Below are 16339 nucleotides of genomic sequence, written 5' to 3'. Positions count from 1 at the left end.
TTAAGCATGAGCCTGCTGCTCCTCTACTATGATCGCAGTGTCATGGCCTGGAATGCCTGACATCAAGATTCCAACATTTTCAGTATTGGTTTCATGAGTAGGTATCGCTGGAGATAGTTCACCATTGGCCAACACGCAGAGACGATCACTGATTTCAAACAGCTCTTCTAATTCTTCTGAAATCACCAAAATGGCAACACCTTGTCGAGAGAGATCAATCAGGGTTTGCCGGATAAACATGGACGCGCCCACATCAACGCCCCAGGTCGGTTGAGCCACAATCAGGAATTTCGGGTTTTGCAAAATTTCCCGGCCGACAATAAATTTTTGTAGATTTCCACCGGACAAGGAACGTGCTTCTGCCTCTGGGCCACTGGCTTTCACCCCGAATTTTTCAATACAGTGCTCGGCAAAAAGCTTACATTGTGCAAACTTGATTAATCCCCATTGCGTCAGGTTCTGCCGAAATGCGGTCAGCAAGGCATTCTGGGACAGTGTCATGTTCGGGACTGCTCCTCGGCCCAGACGTTCTTCAGGGACAAAGCCCAGGCCCAAATCACGCCGTTGTCCAGAACTGAATCGGGAAATATCGATTTGATCCAGAACCATCCGGCCATGTTTCAGGCTATTTTCACCCGACAATAAAGACAGTAATTCTGCTTGCCCATTGCCAGAAATCCCGGCAATTCCTACAATTTCACCGGCAAAAATATTTAAATTGATATTTTTCAGCGACACACCAAATGGGTCGTCGGACTGGTAATTGAGATTCTCAACCTGGAATAATATCTGTTTTTCACCTGTATATTCAGGGCGTACATAGGTCGGTAAATCACGGCCAATCATTAAGCGTGCTAAATCACTGGTACTGTTGTCTTTGGGATTAACATTTCCGGTGACACGGCCATTGCGTAAGATGGTCGCTTCATCACAGAGTTCTTTGATCTCGTGTAATTTATGACTGATATATAAAATTGAAACGCCTTGGGAGGCCAATAACCGTAAAGTTTTAAACAGTTGCCGTACCGCTTGTGGTGTCAATACTGAAGTCGGTTCATCTAAAATGATTAAAGCGGGATTTTGCAAAAGGCAGCGAATAATTTCGACACGTTGCCGCTCACCTACCGATAAAGAATGTACTTCGCGGCGTGGATCAATGGGTAAACCATATTGTTCTGAAACTTCAATAATTTTTTGGCTCAGGACTTTTAAATGAATCTTTTCATCCAGTCCCAGCAAAATATTTTCCACCACGGTCAAGGTTTCAAATAAAGAGAAATGCTGATAGACCATGCCAATCCCGAGTTTTCTTGCCATCGACGGGTTATCAATATGAACTTCTTTACCGTTCCAGAGGATTTGTCCTTGATTGGCCTTGGTTGCCCCATAAATGATTTTCATCAGGGTACTTTTGCCAGCACCATTTTCACCCAAAATGGCATGAATTTGCCCAGGTTGAACGGTTAAATGTATCTGGTCATTCGCTTTCAATGAATTGTAACTTTTACAGATATTGATGAGCTGTAAACGCGGTACACCTGAAGAAGAACGTGCGTTCAACTCTTGCGCATGAGCAGATCTATCGTGTTGAGAGGTCATCATCAGTGCCCTATTCAATGCTGTGACAGTGCGGCATCCATCTGAAGCGTGCAGGCATTCAGATGGATGCGGGAAAGTACATCAAAGTATTTAAAGTTTTTTGAATTGCAAAATGACAAAGCTTTATTTCGGTAATGAACCCTCTACGCCCTTCACGTAGTAATTCATTTTGCTTAGTGCCGCATCATCTAGGCGCTTGCCCTTTGCCAAGACCAATGTGCCATCCTGTTTATGAATCGGGCCGGTAAATGGATGCAATGTGCCTTTTAAAATACCGTCACGTACGCTGAGTGCTTTTGCTTTAGAGGCTGCCGACACGGAAGGACCAAAGCTTTCAATATCGACTGCTTTTTGTTTCACGCCGTACCACATTGCACTTGGTTTCCAGGTTTTATTGCTGACTTGCATCATTACCGGGGTGTAAATTTTTTCCCAATGTAAAACCGATGCGGCAAGATGCGCTTTAGGGCCAAATTTGCTCATGTCAGAGTCCCAGCCAAAAGCAAAGACACCTTTTTGTTCAGCCGCCTGTACCACTGCCGGAGAATCGGTATTTTGCATCAGCACATCTGCACCTTGAGCAATCAATGCCAAGGCTGCATCACGTTCTTTGCCCGGGTTAAACCATGAATTCACCCAAATGACTTTGGTTTTAATTTGGGGATTTACACTTTGTGCGCCGAGTGTATAGGCATTGATATTACGGATAACTTCAGGAATCGGAAAAGACGCAACTACACCCAAAACATTATTTTTGGTTTTTTGCCCTGCGACCACACCCAGCATATAAGCGCCTTCATAGGTACGGACATCGTAGACCCCTAAATTTTTGCCCTGCTTATAACCGGTTGCATGCATAAATACTGTATTTGGAAATTGCTTGGATACTTTCTCCATTGCATTCATATAACCAAATGAAGTCGCAAAAATGACTTTATTGCCTTGTTGTGCCAGGTTGCGGATCACACGTTCGGCATCTGCTGTTTCAGGGACATTTTCGATATAAGAAGTCTTATATTTACCAGCGAGGGTTTTTTCAGCCTTGATGCGACCCTGGTCATGAGAATAAGTCCAGCCATGGTCGCTGGTTGGGCCAATATAAACAAATGCGGCTTTATCTTGGGCCTGAACATTGGCGACAGCGGCCATGCCCATTACACCACTTGCCATTAATACCCCTACCAATTTTTTCAATCCGGTTTTCAAGCTATTTTTTTCTTTCATTCTATTCTGCTCTTGGTTGTTCTGTGTTATGCAACACATGCTTTAAAATGACTTCACGCAAATATGCTCAGTCTGTCCAATATATAATTAGCAATAAGCATTCCAGTTTTTATCAAAAATAATAAAAATAGGGTTTTAAAATAAAATGTTTTTTGTTTTTATAATTTAATTAAGGCGTAATGATATTAAATTTATAAAAGCTTATTTTATGATTGATAGGGGATTTAATTTATCAAATGGATTTATTTTTTATTTTTGCTTATTAGTGGTGCGATAAAATAAAATGCCTTAAATTTGCGCATTCCTTTTTTTAATCCAAGCTTCATATTTTTCATGAGCAAAGATAGATGTAGATGATAGAATCATGTATTGAGACTCATTGAGGGAGTGGAATTGTTTTTGATATAAATTATTAATATTTAAATATATTAATAGTTTTTTTGATAGTTGGGTTTAGCTTGTAATGCGCCGAAAGGATGATGTTCTGTAGATATTTTTATTTTCTCTCCTCATTGAAGGAGGTGGGAACTCGCTAATCGAAGCTTGCCTAGATTGATTTATTTTAATTTCTAAATTTTAACAATATTACTCATTTTTAATCAAAGAATAAGGAAATATAAATAATATTTTTATTATTTAAAAATAATATAAATAAAAACCACCATATTAGAATATAGGGTTTCTATTTAAAATTTAATCTATATTTTTTAATTTTAAAATATATTAGACCACATAACGTTTACTTAATCCCCACTCAGCTAAGATTCGACGATAGGTCGTTGAAGAGCGATCTGCTTCAAAATGCGCTTCCATGGAAATATCGAGCGGTAATTCTTCAGGTTTCTGGCTTTCTACCATGTCCTGATCTTCGGCAAAAATTTGTGCATTGAAGTCATATACTGCCTGTAAATCTCCTGTGGTATCGAAGTTGCGTGTCAGTGGCACAAATAAACGGGTTTTATTATGTGAAACCGGACAACAGGCATTGAGAATTTTTAATTGTCCCTGTTTGGGGAAATGTACGGTCAGTACTGCAGAAAACGGTGGATAAACATCAAATACACGTTTCCACAAAAAACCTTCCGGTGCCAAATCTTGCATACTATGTGGGTAGTTGCTGACACTGCTGACATATTCGGTATGCAGGCCGTAATTTGTACGTTCTGTCGTGTATTTGGGTACAACCTGATTTTCAGGATCTGCGAAAGAACCCTGATGAACCCAGGCAAAATGTGCAACATCAATAAAGCCTTCCAGTTGACGGCCACTTGAGCCGCCAATATCCACAAACGGCGGTAAAATTGCCTGATGATCTGGCATCTCCCAGGTATCTAAAACAGGAAAATTGGCTTTTGCTTCGTCACGGCCAAAAATACTGGTCCAGATCAAGCCATATTTTTGCACTACTGGAAATTTGGTCAGAGAAAAGCGCTCAGAAATGTTGGTCAGCTCGGGTTGTGCAGGAATTTTGATACATTTTCCCTGGCCATTGTAGTGTAAGCCATGATAAGGACAGACCAGATTTTCACCCGAAACCCAGCCTTTGGTTAAGGGTACGCCCCGGTGTGGACAGAGATCACGAACCAGGTGAATTGCACCACTGTCTGTTTTATACAGTGCAAGTTTGACATCAAGCAGGGTTACTTGTTGCGGTTGGGTAGAAACGTCCTGAATCCGTGCAACCGGATACCAGTGACGAGCCAGAATTTCCCAGTCCTGATCATCAAACTGGCTATAGCAGGGTTTGTTGAATAAATTGATGACTGGAATGGCGTTCATATCAAACCTATATTCTTACTGTGGATGGTCTCTTTTTACAGGCCTTGAACAGTACAGAACTGTGCAATTTTGGCTTTGCTTATGATTGAAATTACTTAATTTATTGTCATTCTGTCTATTAGAATGATTCGTACTATTCATTCTTAAAATTAGAACACATCAACCATGTACAAATGTACTTGCCGATTAAAGCTACCTTCTTTGGCATAAAACTCGCATAAACACGTTTATCTCAAATATTGATATAAATAAACGGTGGTACTTGCTTGACTAAATTGATGAATACGCCTTTTTCCCGATTTTCAGAATATTTTATCGCGGTGGCGAAAACGGGAAGTTTACGCAAGGCCGCAGATCAATTATTCATTTCCGTGTCTGCAGTACATCGGCAAATTGCTCTGGCTGAAGAAGAACTGGGAATTATGTTATTTGAGCGCTTGCCCAATGGTTTAAAACTGACACTGGCGGGCGAATTACTCTATGCCGATGTTATAAAATGGCAAAAAGAATTCCAGCAAACCCGGATTCGCTTTGATGAAATTCAGGGGCTTACGCGTGGGACCATCGAATTTGGTTTAATTTCTGCCTTGAATGATGGTTTTGTCATGCAGTCCGTGCAATATATGTATGAACATTATCCCTGGATTAATTTTAATATCCGGGTTGCAGACAGTGAAATTGTAGCCAAAAAAGTGATTGAGGCAGATCTGGATTTTGGCCTGATCCTGAATCCAAAATCCCATCAACATATTGAAGTCCTCTATTTTCTGGAACTGCCTTTAGGTTTTGTGATGGGTAAGTCTCATCCTTTTGCTCAAGCAGAAAAGATTTATTTTTCAGATACCTTGAATGACAACCATTTTATTCCGGCCGAACCCCTGATTATTCATGATTATGTACAGGCATTGTATAAACATCATCAATTTATACCTGCACGTAAAACGGAATCGAATGATATACGCCTGATGAATACTCTCATTAAGGCGAATTCCGGGATTGGAATTTTTAGTTATCTCGATGTTTTACCGTATGTCGAGCGAGATGAAGTGGTCTTTAAACCTATCTCTGAAAAAGGGCTGCATCCGCTGACCATTGCCTTGTGTGTGGCGCCTAAACGCCAAATTTCACGCGTTTCCCAGTTGATGATTAAACATATGATTGAACAAATGGAAACCTTAAAAAGCAAGGTGCAGCAACTGTAGTATTTTCATACTTAAATAACAAAAACCGCGATGGCTAAAATCGCGGTTTCTCGATATGTGATGCTATTAATTAGACTTAATCCAATGGATTACCCACAATATTGCTAATAATGCCTTTCATAATATGTGGGCCTTGTTCTTTCCGTAGGTCTGCATACCAGTCTTTGGTAATTTGCTCATCTTTCATATGCGTGACATCACAACGCTTACGTGCACGTAGCAGCAATTCATTGGCGCGTTCATTGCGTTTATTCTGATAACGTTTCAGGGCATCTTCCAGACCTAGCGTATTAATTTGTAAGGCACGTGCCAGATAGACCGCATCTTCCATTGCCTGGCAACCTCCCTGCCCGATATCCGGTGTGGTGCTATGTGCCGCATCCCCTAAAATTACCACACGGCCCTTATAAAACTGGTTAAAAGGCTCAATATCATGGATTTCGACACGATTGGTTTTCTGCTCATCAATACTGTCAATCAGGCATTGAACCTGGGAGCACCAGCCAGAGAAATATTGCTTTAATAAGATCTTATATTCCGAACGCTGATTTTCCAGACCTACGGGCAATGGCACATCAAAGAAGAAATAAAAGCGATGCTCTGCCACAGGCATCAGTGAAGCACGTTTGCCTTCACCGACAAAAGTGGTCCACTGCTGTGCGGGCGCTAAATCTTCAGAGATCTCAATCAGTCCGTTCCAGTTCACATAGCCGGCATAACGGCGTTCAACCTGTTTGCCCAATACATACTGACGCGTCATGGAATGGGTACCATCTGCGCCAATTAAGAGTTCTGCAGAAGCAGTGCTGCCATCCTGAAAACCGATTTCGACGTGCTGCCCCTTATCCTCAATAGACACCATTTTTTTACCGAGCTGAATATCCTGCCGGCCAAACTCGTCCATTAACATATTTTGTAATTCAGCACGCGATACCGGATATGGACGTTGACCGACTTCTTCAATTAACGGCGCCAGACTAAACTGCGTCATGACCTCACCATTCAAACCATCGATATAGGCTAAGTCATTCATTTGGCCACCCAACTTTGCAACCTGCTCAGTTAAGCCCAGATAGTTCAAACACTTCACCCCGTTTGACCACAAGGAAATTGCAGCACCGACAGGTAAAATCTGTTCTGCCTGCTCATAAATGGTGACCCGATGTCCGAACTTTTTTAGTGCAATTCCTGTGGTTAATCCGCCCATACCTGCCCCAATAATTGCAATTTCCATCTATTTCTCCTGGCTATTTCATCTTCATTGCCAGCTAAAATGCTAAAAACGTGCCATCCTTGAAAAAAGATGCACTAAAAAAATTGCGAAAGTTGGCATACGCTGTGCTTTTAAATTCCTTCAATGTCCTGTTTTATAAATACAGAATCAAATCTGGGTTTATAAAAGTGCATATTCATGTGACGTATAACAATGATGATGGAAATTTAAGATGGCGACCTTATTAGCTCCAATTTTTGATCTGCCTGCTCCAGTACAGCAGTTAACTAACCTTGCAGATGCGCGAATTGGCGCAGAAATTCTTGAATGTTCAGATGAGTTTTTTGCTGAAGCGAAACGCATGTTGCAGTTTGAGACACCGGTCTTTATCGAAGACAAGTTTGATGAGCATGGCAAATGGATGGATGGCTGGGAAACTCGTCGCAAGCGCCACGCGGGCTATGATTGGGCCATCATTAAACTTGCTGTTTCGGGTCAAATCCAGGCACTGGATATTGATACGACTTTTTTTAGTGGTAATTATCCGGCCTCTGCTGCTGTACAAGCATGTTATGCGCCAGATGGAAATCTTGATCAGGCAGAATGGATCAGCATTCTGGAAAATAATGTCTTGGGACCCAGCCAACATCATATTTTTCAGATTTCAGCAAAGCAGATATTTACCCATGTCCGTTTGAATATTTATCCTGACGGTGGAATTGCACGTTTTAAGGTCTATGGCCAGGTAAAAATCGATCTGCAAGATCGTGATCAAGTGCTAGATGTCTTGGCACTCGAACATGGTGGCCGTGTCGTTGCCTATAGCGATGCGCATTTTGGACATCCACGCAATCTGATTAATCCGGGACGTGGCATTAACATGGGCGATGGCTGGGAAACCAAACGGCGTCGTGCTCCAGGATTTGACTGGTGCATTTTGGCTTTAGGCGCCAGTGCCCGAATCGAGAAAATTGAAATTGATACCGCCCATTTTAAGGGAAATTTCCCTGCAGAGGTTTCTATTCAAGCCATCTATGTTGAGGATGCAACCGATGAGCAACTCATTCCACAAAGCATGTTCTGGCCTTTTTTGTTAGCAGCCCAACCTATGCAAATGGATCATATTCATCATTACATCAATGAAATTTTACAACACGAAAAAATTTCCCATATTCGTGTCAACATGATTCCGGACGGTGGCATCAGCCGGATTCGTCTCTGGGGGAAATTGGCTTGAGTGATCAATGATATGTCTATGCAAAGTATAAAAATACAGCCTTTAAGCACTGAAAGTTTTCTGCCTTTTGGAGAAGTCATTGCCTGTCAGGGTAATCATTATTTTCATATCAATGAGCAGCAGACTGAGCGTTATCATGCCCTGGCTGAAGTAGAAAGTGACACCAAGGTCGGACTGAGTATTTTTAGAAATATGCAAGCTACGGCAATTCCTTTTCAAATCTCAATGCTGGAAAGGCATCCTCTAGGATCACAGGCTTTTATTCCGATGCACGGCCAGCAATTTTTAATCGTTGTAGCGCCTGAACTTGATTATACACAGCCCGATATTAGTCAGATTCAGGTATTTATCAGTGATGGTTCTCAAGGGATAAATTATCGTGCCGGAACCTGGCATCATCCATTATTGACCCTTGAAGCACCCAGCGAGTTTGTCGTAGTGGATCGTATAGGTAGCGGATCAAATTGTGATGTTCATCCTTTTCCTGAAAACATCCAGATCGTATTTTAAACGCATTAAAAAAAGCCCTTTTATCAGGGCTTTTAACTTATTTCTTCATCACTTTGCCTAGAAGTGATATTTCACTAAAGCACTGACATTATTTTCATCGGCATTTGGGATACCGAATTTGTTGTTCCAGATAGAATGTTCAATCCCCAGATATAAATTGGTGTCTGGAGAAATGTGTTTACCGACATTCCATTTCCATTGGGTGGTCCAGTTCATCTCGCTGTCATGAGTATCTTCTTCTGTAGACCAGTCCAAGAAGCCATCCACCAGAAATTCTTCAGTTCCCAGTTTAATTGGCACGCCGTAGGTCAGTGTCAACTGGTAATCATCATCAATATTCTCATTATTCACGCGATAAAGATTAATGCTAGCATAGCGGAAATAGGGAATTTCCAGATCGAAACCTACGCCGTAGAGGAAGTTATCAAAACCTTCTCCACCTTCCCAGGTCGTTGAGACCAGTACATCTTTAACCGGGCCAAAGGCAAGTTTCTGGCCTGATACTTCTCCCAAGCTTAAACGTGGTGAAAATTCAAAATAACTGGATTTAAAGTCATCTGCGCCGCGCATGCGGTCAATGAAGAAGAAGACATCTGCATATTTTATTTTTGCCGTATATTCAAAGGTCGCAGTCGCCTGTTTCTCATTGACCACCTCATAGTTTTCTCCATAAAGTCCGGTGACACTGAAGTCTTGCCAGATCGGTTTTGCCTGTGCGGATGCCGCACCCAATACAAGTAAAGTTGCAGCAGTAAGTTGAGTGAATTTCATAAATAAGGGTCCCCAGTGGAATGAAAAAATCACATTCTGAATTAAGCAAAAACAAAGCCAACATTTTTAATTTTTGATAAAAAAACAGCCCATTTTCTGGACTGTTTTCATCCTGGTTTAAATTTTCTAATGTGGAATCTTTGCCACAATTTCTGTAGTCGCTGTGCTTTTATTTTTAAATAGGTTCAGATGATTGAACAACAGGTTGAGTAAAATGGCCATTAAACAGGTTGAGCTAATGCCTGAATGAAATAAGGTTTGTACCCATTTTGGAAAATTGGCATAAAAGGAATGATCAATAATTGGAATCATGCCGGCTGCAATAGCCGTCGCAACAATGATGAGATTTTTTTGCTCGTTATAATCAATTTTAGCCAAGGTACGAATCCCGCTGGCAGCGACTGTTCCAAAAAGTACCAGACCTGCACCACCTAATACCGGTACAGGAATGGCAGCAATCAAACGTCCCATAATGGGCAGTAAACCCAGCACGACTAAAATCATGCCCCCAGCTGCGACCACAAAGCGGCTTTTAATTCCGGTAATCGCCACCAAGCCGACATTTTGCGCAAAAGCACTTTGCATAAAAGAACCAAAAACAGGCGCTACTGCACTGGAGAGCATATCGGCACGCAAGCCATTGGAAATACGTTCCGAATCTACCTGGGTTCCGACAATCTCACCCACTGCAATAATATCTGCTGTGGTTTCAGTCATAATCACTAGCGTAACGATAAGCATGGAAATGATGGCAGTGAGCTCAAAAGTCGGTAGTCCAAAGGCGAAGAAGCTGGGTACCTGAATCCATGTTCCATTCGCAACTTTAGAGAAATCACCAAAACCGAATAAATAAGCCAGTACTGAACCTAAAACAATTGCCAGTAAAATAGACAAGCGACGAATAGCAGCATGTCGGCTCAAATTCAGCCAGACGACTAAAGCTAAAGTCATGAGTGCCAGACCAATATTTTCGACACTTCCCCATTCTGGTGCCTTGGGATTGCCGCCCATCATCCAGCGGACTGCTACAGGTAATAAAGACAAACCAATGATAGTAATGACGCAGCCTGTCACGACTGGTGGAAAGAAACGGATAATTTTGGAGAAATAAGGCGCGAGGAAAAAACCGATCAATGAGGCGACAATGACCGCACCGTAAACTGCTTGCAAACCACCGCCTGTGGTCACAATCGCGACCATCGTCGCAACCCCGGCAAAAGAAACTCCTTGTACTAAAGGTAATTTCGCACCGATATATTTCACTCCAACTGTTTGCAAAATTGTGGCTAAACCACCGACAAATAGCGCCGCCGCAATCAATAATCCAATTTGATAAGCTTCCAGACCGGCGGCCGTTCCCACGATTAAAGGTGGTGCAATAATTCCGCCATACATAGTCAGTACGTGTTGCAAACCGTAAGCTGCACTTTTTCCCGCACCTAAATATTCATGTTCAGGTGATATTGTTTTACTTTGTTCTGTCATTTTTCTCACCCTCAAAGTTAAAAGCTAAAATCAGCTTCCGCGATATGTGGAGTACGCGAATGGGCTGATCAGTAAAGGAATATGAAAATGCTGTGATGCATCTTTTACATAAAAATGAATAACTGCTTTAGGAAAAAAAGTTTCTAAACCCAAACCTTCAAAATATGCAGATGTAAAGAACTCAAGACTATAGGCACCCGCTTTAAACTCGGTCATGCCGAAATCACTGACGCGGCCGTCTGCATTGGTTTTTGCTTCCCTAATCAGGCGACCGTCTTCAGCAAAAAGTCGAATGACCACGTCTGTCGCAGGTTTTCCCAGATGTGTATCTAAAATATGCGTGCTAATCATGCATGAAGCTCCTGAGCCAGTCGTGACAAGGCAATTTCTGCCAGTTGATGATGGACAATACGTTTCTCAATCTCTGGGTCATTTAGCAAACGATAGTTCAGGGCTTGAAGGACGTCTTCACTGCTCAATCCAGCAGCTTTGATCAGAAAGATAAACCCATATTTTTTTTCATAGGCAAGATTGCCTTTAAGCAGCGCGAGCTGGGTATCGTCATCTGCTGTAATGCCGGATTGCTCACGATGGGAAAAGTCTTTTTCTATTTCACTCAATTCAGCCTGTGCCTGTTTTTCACCTATACGGGGATGATTATCCAGTGCAGTTTTAATCTCATCCCAACTCCAGGTTGCCGTTTGTTGTTGCGCTGCACCCAAAACCTCTTCAAGCGATGCATAAGGACGTTTTGCGGCAAGCTCGGTCGACCAGCTGGGTATTTGCACACAGTGCTTTAAAAAGGTCTTCGCATCTTCTGCTGATGCTTGATTAAATTCAACAAGTTGCACTCTTCAATCGCCTGATTATATTGCTTGGTTATTTAAAACTGGTTTTGCAATAACAGTGCCAAAGCTGATGTGTTTGTTATTTTTATAAAGTACATGACTCAAAAAAGAGCATCTAAAATGATCTTTTCCAATATATTTTATGATTATGGCGCATGATGGTTATACCAGTGCTCGGCAATATCCCCACGGCGGCAAATCCAGACCTTGTCATGATTCTGAATATAATCTAGGAACTTTTGTAGTGCTTTAAAACGTCCCGGCCGTCCTAAAATACGGCAGTGCATGCCAATCGACAGCATTTTTGGCGCAGTTTCACCTTCGGTATAGAGCACATCAAAAGCATCTTTGAGATATTGATAAAACTGTTCCCCGCTATTAAAACCGCCAGGTGAACTGAATTTCATGTCATTGCTATCCAGGCTATAAGGAATAATCAAATGCGAACGTGTTTCCCCTGCCTGATTGGTCAAGGTGCTCCAAAATGGCAAGTCATCCCCATAGTAATCAGCGTCATATTTGATTTGAGGAAAATCAGCCAGAAGTTGACGGGTATTCGGACTGTCCCGACCGGTATACCAGCCGATCGGTGCTTCACCAAACAGGCTTTCCAGAACGCTGACCGCCTGATCCATATATTGGCGTTCCATTTCAATCGGCATGTCCTGATAATGTAGCCAGCGCTGACCATGTGAAACGACATCATAATCGGCTGCTTTAATCGCCTCGACCACATAAGGATTACGTACCAATGCCATGCCGACCCCAAAGATAGTCATCGGCAAACCACGTTTCTGGAACTCCTGATGAATCCGCCAGAAGCCTGCACGTGAACCATATTCGTACATCGAATCCATCGACATATGTTTATCTGGAAAGCTGGCAGCACCAATGATTTCAGATAAAAACTTTTCTGATCCTGTATCACCATGTTCAATGTGGTTTTCACCACCTTCTTCATAATTCAGTACAAACTGTACCGCGACACGCGCGCCGTTTGGCCATTGCACTTTTGGTGGTTCACCATAATAGCCAATCAGGTCACGCGAATAAGGTGCACTGCGAATGCTGTCAATAAGTTCTTGTCCGCGTAAGTAGCTAGTCGTCACATCAATTCCTTGTCGATTCTGAGTAAATGATCAATTTTCTATACGCGTGATAAGCAATTTATGCGCCAAACTAGAGCATTGAAACTGAGAGCACGCTTTTTAAAAAAATATTTTCAGCGAAATTTAAGCTTAGAAATATCCCATCTCAATATTTGCGTGGTTGAATATAAAAAACCTAGAAAGATGCTTATTTGTTTTCAATCGCCGGTCAGTGTTCTGATTTATGCAATCCTATGTCCTATTAATTGAAATTTCATAGAACACCTTGCTGTTTTATAGTCCAGCTAAAGGTCATGACACAGAACCCATTATGAATACAAATATCGCCGCTTTTAGTCCCGACTTACCAGTCCATATGACATTCGAGGAACATGACTGGCATCTTTTGGCTCAGTACTGGTATCCGATTGCACTTGCGCGTGATATTACAGATCAGCCAACAAGTAGCATGCTGCTTGATATGCCTCTGGTGATTTATAAAATGAACGATGAACTGGTGGTGGCGAAAGATGCATGTCCGCATCGCGGTGTACCTTTAAGCTTGGGAAAAAATGACGGCCAAGGCGTGGTGTGTCGTTATCACGGTTTACGCTTTGGCAATGAAGGTAAATGCAACCGTATTCCTGCACATCCTCAGCATAAAATATCGGAACGTTTCCATTTGAAAACTTATGCTGCGGTAGAAAAGTATGGTCTGATCTGGTGTTCATTAAGCGCTACAAAAGATGCAGAACCTCATATTCCTAACATGCCTTTTTGGGATGATGCTGAGTATCAGCAACTGGTCTGCCCTCAGATAGACATTCAATGTTTTGCAGGAAGACAGCTCGAAGGTTTTATTGATGTGGCTCATTTTGCCTGGGTGCATCCAGACACTTTTGGCGATCAGGAGGATGTAGAAGTTCCTGATTACAGTACGACAGAAACGGAGGTCGGTTTTAATGCAGATTATATCAGCAGTGTGGGACGTTATCCGATCGGAATCGAGCAGCGTGGCCAGGAAGATTTTAAATGGTTACGTCATTTTGAAGTGAGCCTACCCTTTACTGCAACACTTACGATTCATTTTCCAAATCATGCCAAGCAGGTCATCATGAATGCGGCTTCACCCATGACTGCGCGTTCAACACGACTTTTTGCACCTATTTGCCGCAATTATGATAAAGATTTACCGGTTGAAGATGCCTATGCCTTTAATATGAAAATTTTCGAGGAAGATCGTGTGATTGTAGAAAATCAGAAACCTGAATATTTACCTCTGGACTTATCTTTAGAAGCGCATTTTCCGGCAGATCGAAGCTCGAGTATGTACCGAAAATTACTACGTAAACGGGGATTTAGTCCTTTATTTGCTGCTTAAAATTTTATTCAAAAGAAAGATTCATAATAAATAACCAGGGTTAGAGCTCCTCTGATATTTAAAAATTAATTGGGTTATATATTGATTTCTATGAGGATACATCTTGTTATATAGCCTCATAAGCCTTGTATTCTGGTGAAGATAAGGCCTTTTAGAACGATAAAGAACTTTAAGAAGATAAAATTAGTTTTTTATCAAAATAGGTATATAATAAATAAAATCACTTTACTTTACTATTTTAATAAAATTATGGATCAATATTGCACACTGCAGATTTATCAGGAAGATGAATGGCTGGATTGCGCTATTGTTGAGATTGTCGGTCAACAACAGACTGGATGGCAAGCCGCCACGCGAACCTCATATCTGTTTGAATATGCTATTTCTTATATGCACCTAAGCGATGGGCATGCACTTGCCTATCATTTACCAGTAAATGTGCAAAATACCTTGCAATCTACCTGGCCAGCCTTCCTGATGGATTTGTTACCTCAAGGTTATGGCCGTAAAGAATTACTCCGTCAGCTTAATTTTTCTGAAAACACTCAGGAACAAGCAGACTGGGCGCTTCTAAAAGCGGGTGCAGGTAATCCGATTGGTAATTTACGGATTAAAGAGGCTTATGAATGGCTACAGGGGCAGTTTCCTGTTCAGCAGAATCATGGCTTTAGCCTAGACCAAGTCGTAGAACGTCAAGAAAACTTTATTGAATCCTTAGCCTCTTATGGACTTTTTATTGCCGGCTCTTCTGGTATTCAGGGCGAGTGGCCAAAATTACTGCTGACTCAAGGTCATGATGACCTGTTCTATCTGGATCACACGCTGACAGATCATCAGGTCAAACAGCATTGGCTGGTGAAATTCAGTCGTGGCAGTGATCAGAACCTAGATAAAATTTTGATGCACGAAGCCTTATATATGAAAATTGCCCAATACCTGGGACTTCGTGTTCATCAGGAACTGGAGCTGCATGGTAAGACTTTATTTATTCCCCGATTTGACCGTAAAGTCAGCGATGGGAAGGTTGAAAGAATTGCCCAGGAAAGTATTGCTTCTCTGGGAGGAAAAGCCGGTTTTGGGGTAAGAATGACCCATAACCAGATCTGTAGCCTGTTGATGCAATGCTGTACTGAACCAAAACAGGAAATCTTTGAATATTTGAAGCGTGATCTTGCCAATGTCGCTTTAGGCAATAAGGACAATCATACCCGTAATACAGCGATTCAACGTTTCAATAATGGAATCATTCGACTAACCCCATTATTTGATTTTGCGCCGATGTGGCTACATCCAGATGGTATTGCCCGAACTACGCGTTGGGAGCGAGATGATCATGGTGGTATGCCAATTTGGCATTCAGTCATTGAACAGATCGCCGAAAGCACGATGATTGATCCAAAAGAAATCAAAGCGGTGTTAATCGAACAATTACCACTTTATCAGGGATTACTCGAGCACATGCAGTATCTGCAATTGGCACCTGAAATTCTGGAAAATAGCCAGTATCGAATTGATAATATTTGCCAACAATTGGAGGAGCTGAATTATGGATAAACGCTTCAAGCCACTGACTCCGATTCAACAGATGCAAAAGAGATTATCTGTACTTGAAACCGTCAGTAACAATCCTGACTGGCCTTTTCATCAGGTTGCTCGCTTCATTCGTACCGAGTTGCACCTCACACTCAACGACATGGCTAAAATTACCAAGATTGCTCCCCAGACTCTACAGAAAATGGAACGACCTGAAGGCAATCCAACACTCAAGTCTATGCAGAAATTACTGGATGCTTTTGGTTTAAAGTTAGAAATCAGGGTTAAATCCTGATGATAATCTGATGCTTTAATTGATATTTAGGGGAATTTTAGAGAAGAAGAATGACTTAACAACTGAAAATATGCCCTCCTCCAAGCTGTTTATTGAGTCCTTGCTCCATCGCAGGAATCCCGGTTTAAATTAAACACGGGATTCACTGGAGGCTGATATTTTCTCATCAGTTTT

Annotated in this window: 15 protein-coding genes; 6 read left to right on the top strand and 9 right to left on the bottom strand. The window is 41.8% G+C overall.

The features are described 5' to 3' along the window. The 3 genes from NI466_RS06755 to NI466_RS06745 all read right to left on the bottom strand — a co-directional run bounded on the left by NI466_RS06755 (nucleotide 1) and on the right by NI466_RS06745 (nucleotide 4602). Complete coding sequence (locus NI466_RS06755; protein WP_086044850.1) at nucleotides 1–1602, bottom strand: ABC transporter ATP-binding protein; 1602 nt, start codon at nucleotides 1600–1602, stop codon at nucleotides 1–3. Between the two features lie 120 nt (nucleotides 1603–1722). Beyond that, on the bottom strand, nucleotides 1723–2823 hold the full coding sequence (locus NI466_RS06750; protein ID WP_253173155.1) for a BMP family ABC transporter substrate-binding protein: 1101 nt from the start codon (nucleotides 2821–2823) through the stop codon (nucleotides 1723–1725). A 723-nt stretch (nucleotides 2824–3546) separates the two neighbouring features. Next, on the bottom strand, nucleotides 3547–4602 hold the full coding sequence (locus tag NI466_RS06745; RefSeq protein WP_253173154.1) for a Rieske 2Fe-2S domain-containing protein: 1056 nt from the start codon (nucleotides 4600–4602) through the stop codon (nucleotides 3547–3549). Nucleotides 4603–4880: 278 nt separating this feature from the next. On the opposite strand from NI466_RS06745, the gene NI466_RS06740 reads away from it, so the two are divergent. Further along, nucleotides 4881–5804, top strand: coding sequence for a LysR family transcriptional regulator (locus NI466_RS06740; RefSeq protein WP_253114039.1), 924 nt, complete (start codon nucleotides 4881–4883; stop codon nucleotides 5802–5804). 76 nt (nucleotides 5805–5880) lie between these two features. Here NI466_RS06740 and hpxO read toward each other — a convergent pair whose 3' ends face one another. Continuing rightward, nucleotides 5881–7038: an FAD-dependent urate hydroxylase HpxO gene (gene hpxO, locus NI466_RS06735; protein ID WP_253173153.1), complete on the bottom strand. Its 1158-nt coding sequence runs from the start codon at nucleotides 7036–7038 to the stop codon at nucleotides 5881–5883. 211 nt (nucleotides 7039–7249) lie between these two features. On the opposite strand from hpxO, the gene alc reads away from it, so the two are divergent. Together alc and NI466_RS06725 are read left to right on the top strand one after the other, a co-directional pair. Continuing rightward, nucleotides 7250–8254: an allantoicase gene (alc, locus tag NI466_RS06730; protein WP_253173152.1), complete on the top strand. Its 1005-nt coding sequence runs from the start codon at nucleotides 7250–7252 to the stop codon at nucleotides 8252–8254. A 12-nt stretch (nucleotides 8255–8266) separates the two neighbouring features. After that, nucleotides 8267–8764 carry an ureidoglycolate lyase gene (locus tag NI466_RS06725; protein ID WP_004646920.1) on the top strand — a complete coding sequence of 166 codons (498 nt, stop codon included), beginning with the start codon at nucleotides 8267–8269 and terminating at the stop codon, nucleotides 8762–8764. Between the two features lie 57 nt (nucleotides 8765–8821). Here the strand turns inward: NI466_RS06725 and NI466_RS06720 are convergent, their stop codons facing one another. The 5 genes from NI466_RS06720 to puuE form a co-directional block, all read right to left on the bottom strand. Next, complete coding sequence (locus NI466_RS06720) at nucleotides 8822–9535, bottom strand: outer membrane protein OmpK (RefSeq protein ID WP_253173151.1); 714 nt, start codon at nucleotides 9533–9535, stop codon at nucleotides 8822–8824. Nucleotides 9536–9661: 126 nt separating this feature from the next. Continuing rightward, nucleotides 9662–11020: a nucleobase:cation symporter-2 family protein gene (locus NI466_RS06715; RefSeq protein WP_253148217.1), complete on the bottom strand. Its 1359-nt coding sequence runs from the start codon at nucleotides 11018–11020 to the stop codon at nucleotides 9662–9664. Between the two features lie 30 nt (nucleotides 11021–11050). Continuing rightward, nucleotides 11051–11371: a hydroxyisourate hydrolase gene (uraH, locus tag NI466_RS06710; RefSeq protein WP_253148218.1), complete on the bottom strand. Its 321-nt coding sequence runs from the start codon at nucleotides 11369–11371 to the stop codon at nucleotides 11051–11053. Further along, on the bottom strand, nucleotides 11368–11871 hold the full coding sequence (uraD, locus tag NI466_RS06705; RefSeq protein ID WP_253173150.1) for a 2-oxo-4-hydroxy-4-carboxy-5-ureidoimidazoline decarboxylase: 504 nt from the start codon (nucleotides 11869–11871) through the stop codon (nucleotides 11368–11370). The genes uraH and uraD overlap by 4 nt, the downstream gene beginning before the upstream one ends. 143 nt (nucleotides 11872–12014) lie before the next feature. Then, nucleotides 12015–12977 (bottom strand): allantoinase PuuE, encoded by a 963-nt coding sequence (gene puuE, locus NI466_RS06700; protein ID WP_253173149.1) that lies wholly within the window; start codon nucleotides 12975–12977, stop codon nucleotides 12015–12017. A gap of 310 nt (nucleotides 12978–13287) precedes the next feature. Between puuE and NI466_RS06695 the strand changes: the two genes are divergently transcribed. The 3 genes from NI466_RS06695 (at nucleotide 13288) to NI466_RS06685 (ending at nucleotide 16165) form a co-directional block, all read left to right on the top strand. Next, nucleotides 13288–14337 carry a Rieske 2Fe-2S domain-containing protein gene (locus NI466_RS06695; RefSeq protein ID WP_253173148.1) on the top strand — a complete coding sequence of 350 codons (1050 nt, stop codon included), beginning with the start codon at nucleotides 13288–13290 and terminating at the stop codon, nucleotides 14335–14337. A 249-nt stretch (nucleotides 14338–14586) separates the two neighbouring features. Further along, nucleotides 14587–15891: a type II toxin-antitoxin system HipA family toxin gene (locus NI466_RS06690; RefSeq protein WP_253173147.1), complete on the top strand. Its 1305-nt coding sequence runs from the start codon at nucleotides 14587–14589 to the stop codon at nucleotides 15889–15891. Further along, nucleotides 15884–16165, top strand: coding sequence for a helix-turn-helix domain-containing protein (locus NI466_RS06685; RefSeq protein WP_253173146.1), 282 nt, complete (start codon nucleotides 15884–15886; stop codon nucleotides 16163–16165). Before NI466_RS06690 ends, NI466_RS06685 begins: the two co-directional genes overlap by 8 nt. The last annotated feature ends 174 nt before the right edge of the window (nucleotides 16166–16339 follow it).

The sequence above is a fragment of the Acinetobacter lwoffii genome (assembly GCF_024129595.1).
Classification (GTDB): domain Bacteria; phylum Pseudomonadota; class Gammaproteobacteria; order Pseudomonadales; family Moraxellaceae; genus Acinetobacter; species Acinetobacter lwoffii_O.
The sequence above is the reverse complement of the archived record's forward strand: the minus strand, read 5'-3'. Positions and strand labels throughout refer to the sequence as shown.

Coding starts and splice junctions, on each gene's coding strand:
- NI466_RS06755 (WP_086044850.1), bottom strand. CDS start 1,602: ATGATGACCTCTCAACACGATAGATCTGCTCATGCGCAAGAGTTGAAC.
- NI466_RS06750 (WP_253173155.1), bottom strand. CDS start 2,823: ATGAAAGAAAAAAATAGCTTGAAAACCGGATTGAAAAAATTGGTAGGG.
- NI466_RS06745 (WP_253173154.1), bottom strand. CDS start 4,602: ATGAACGCCATTCCAGTCATCAATTTATTCAACAAACCCTGCTATAGC.
- NI466_RS06740 (WP_253114039.1), top strand. CDS start 4,881: ATGAATACGCCTTTTTCCCGATTTTCAGAATATTTTATCGCGGTGGCG.
- hpxO (WP_253173153.1), bottom strand. CDS start 7,038: ATGGAAATTGCAATTATTGGGGCAGGTATGGGCGGATTAACCACAGGA.
- alc (WP_253173152.1), top strand. CDS start 7,250: ATGGCGACCTTATTAGCTCCAATTTTTGATCTGCCTGCTCCAGTACAG.
- NI466_RS06725 (WP_004646920.1), top strand. CDS start 8,267: ATGTCTATGCAAAGTATAAAAATACAGCCTTTAAGCACTGAAAGTTTT.
- NI466_RS06720 (WP_253173151.1), bottom strand. CDS start 9,535: ATGAAATTCACTCAACTTACTGCTGCAACTTTACTTGTATTGGGTGCG.
- NI466_RS06715 (WP_253148217.1), bottom strand. CDS start 11,020: ATGACAGAACAAAGTAAAACAATATCACCTGAACATGAATATTTAGGT.
- uraH (WP_253148218.1), bottom strand. CDS start 11,371: ATGATTAGCACGCATATTTTAGATACACATCTGGGAAAACCTGCGACA.
- NI466_RS06695 (WP_253173148.1), top strand. CDS start 13,288: ATGAATACAAATATCGCCGCTTTTAGTCCCGACTTACCAGTCCATATG.
- NI466_RS06690 (WP_253173147.1), top strand. CDS start 14,587: ATGGATCAATATTGCACACTGCAGATTTATCAGGAAGATGAATGGCTG.
- NI466_RS06685 (WP_253173146.1), top strand. CDS start 15,884: ATGGATAAACGCTTCAAGCCACTGACTCCGATTCAACAGATGCAAAAG.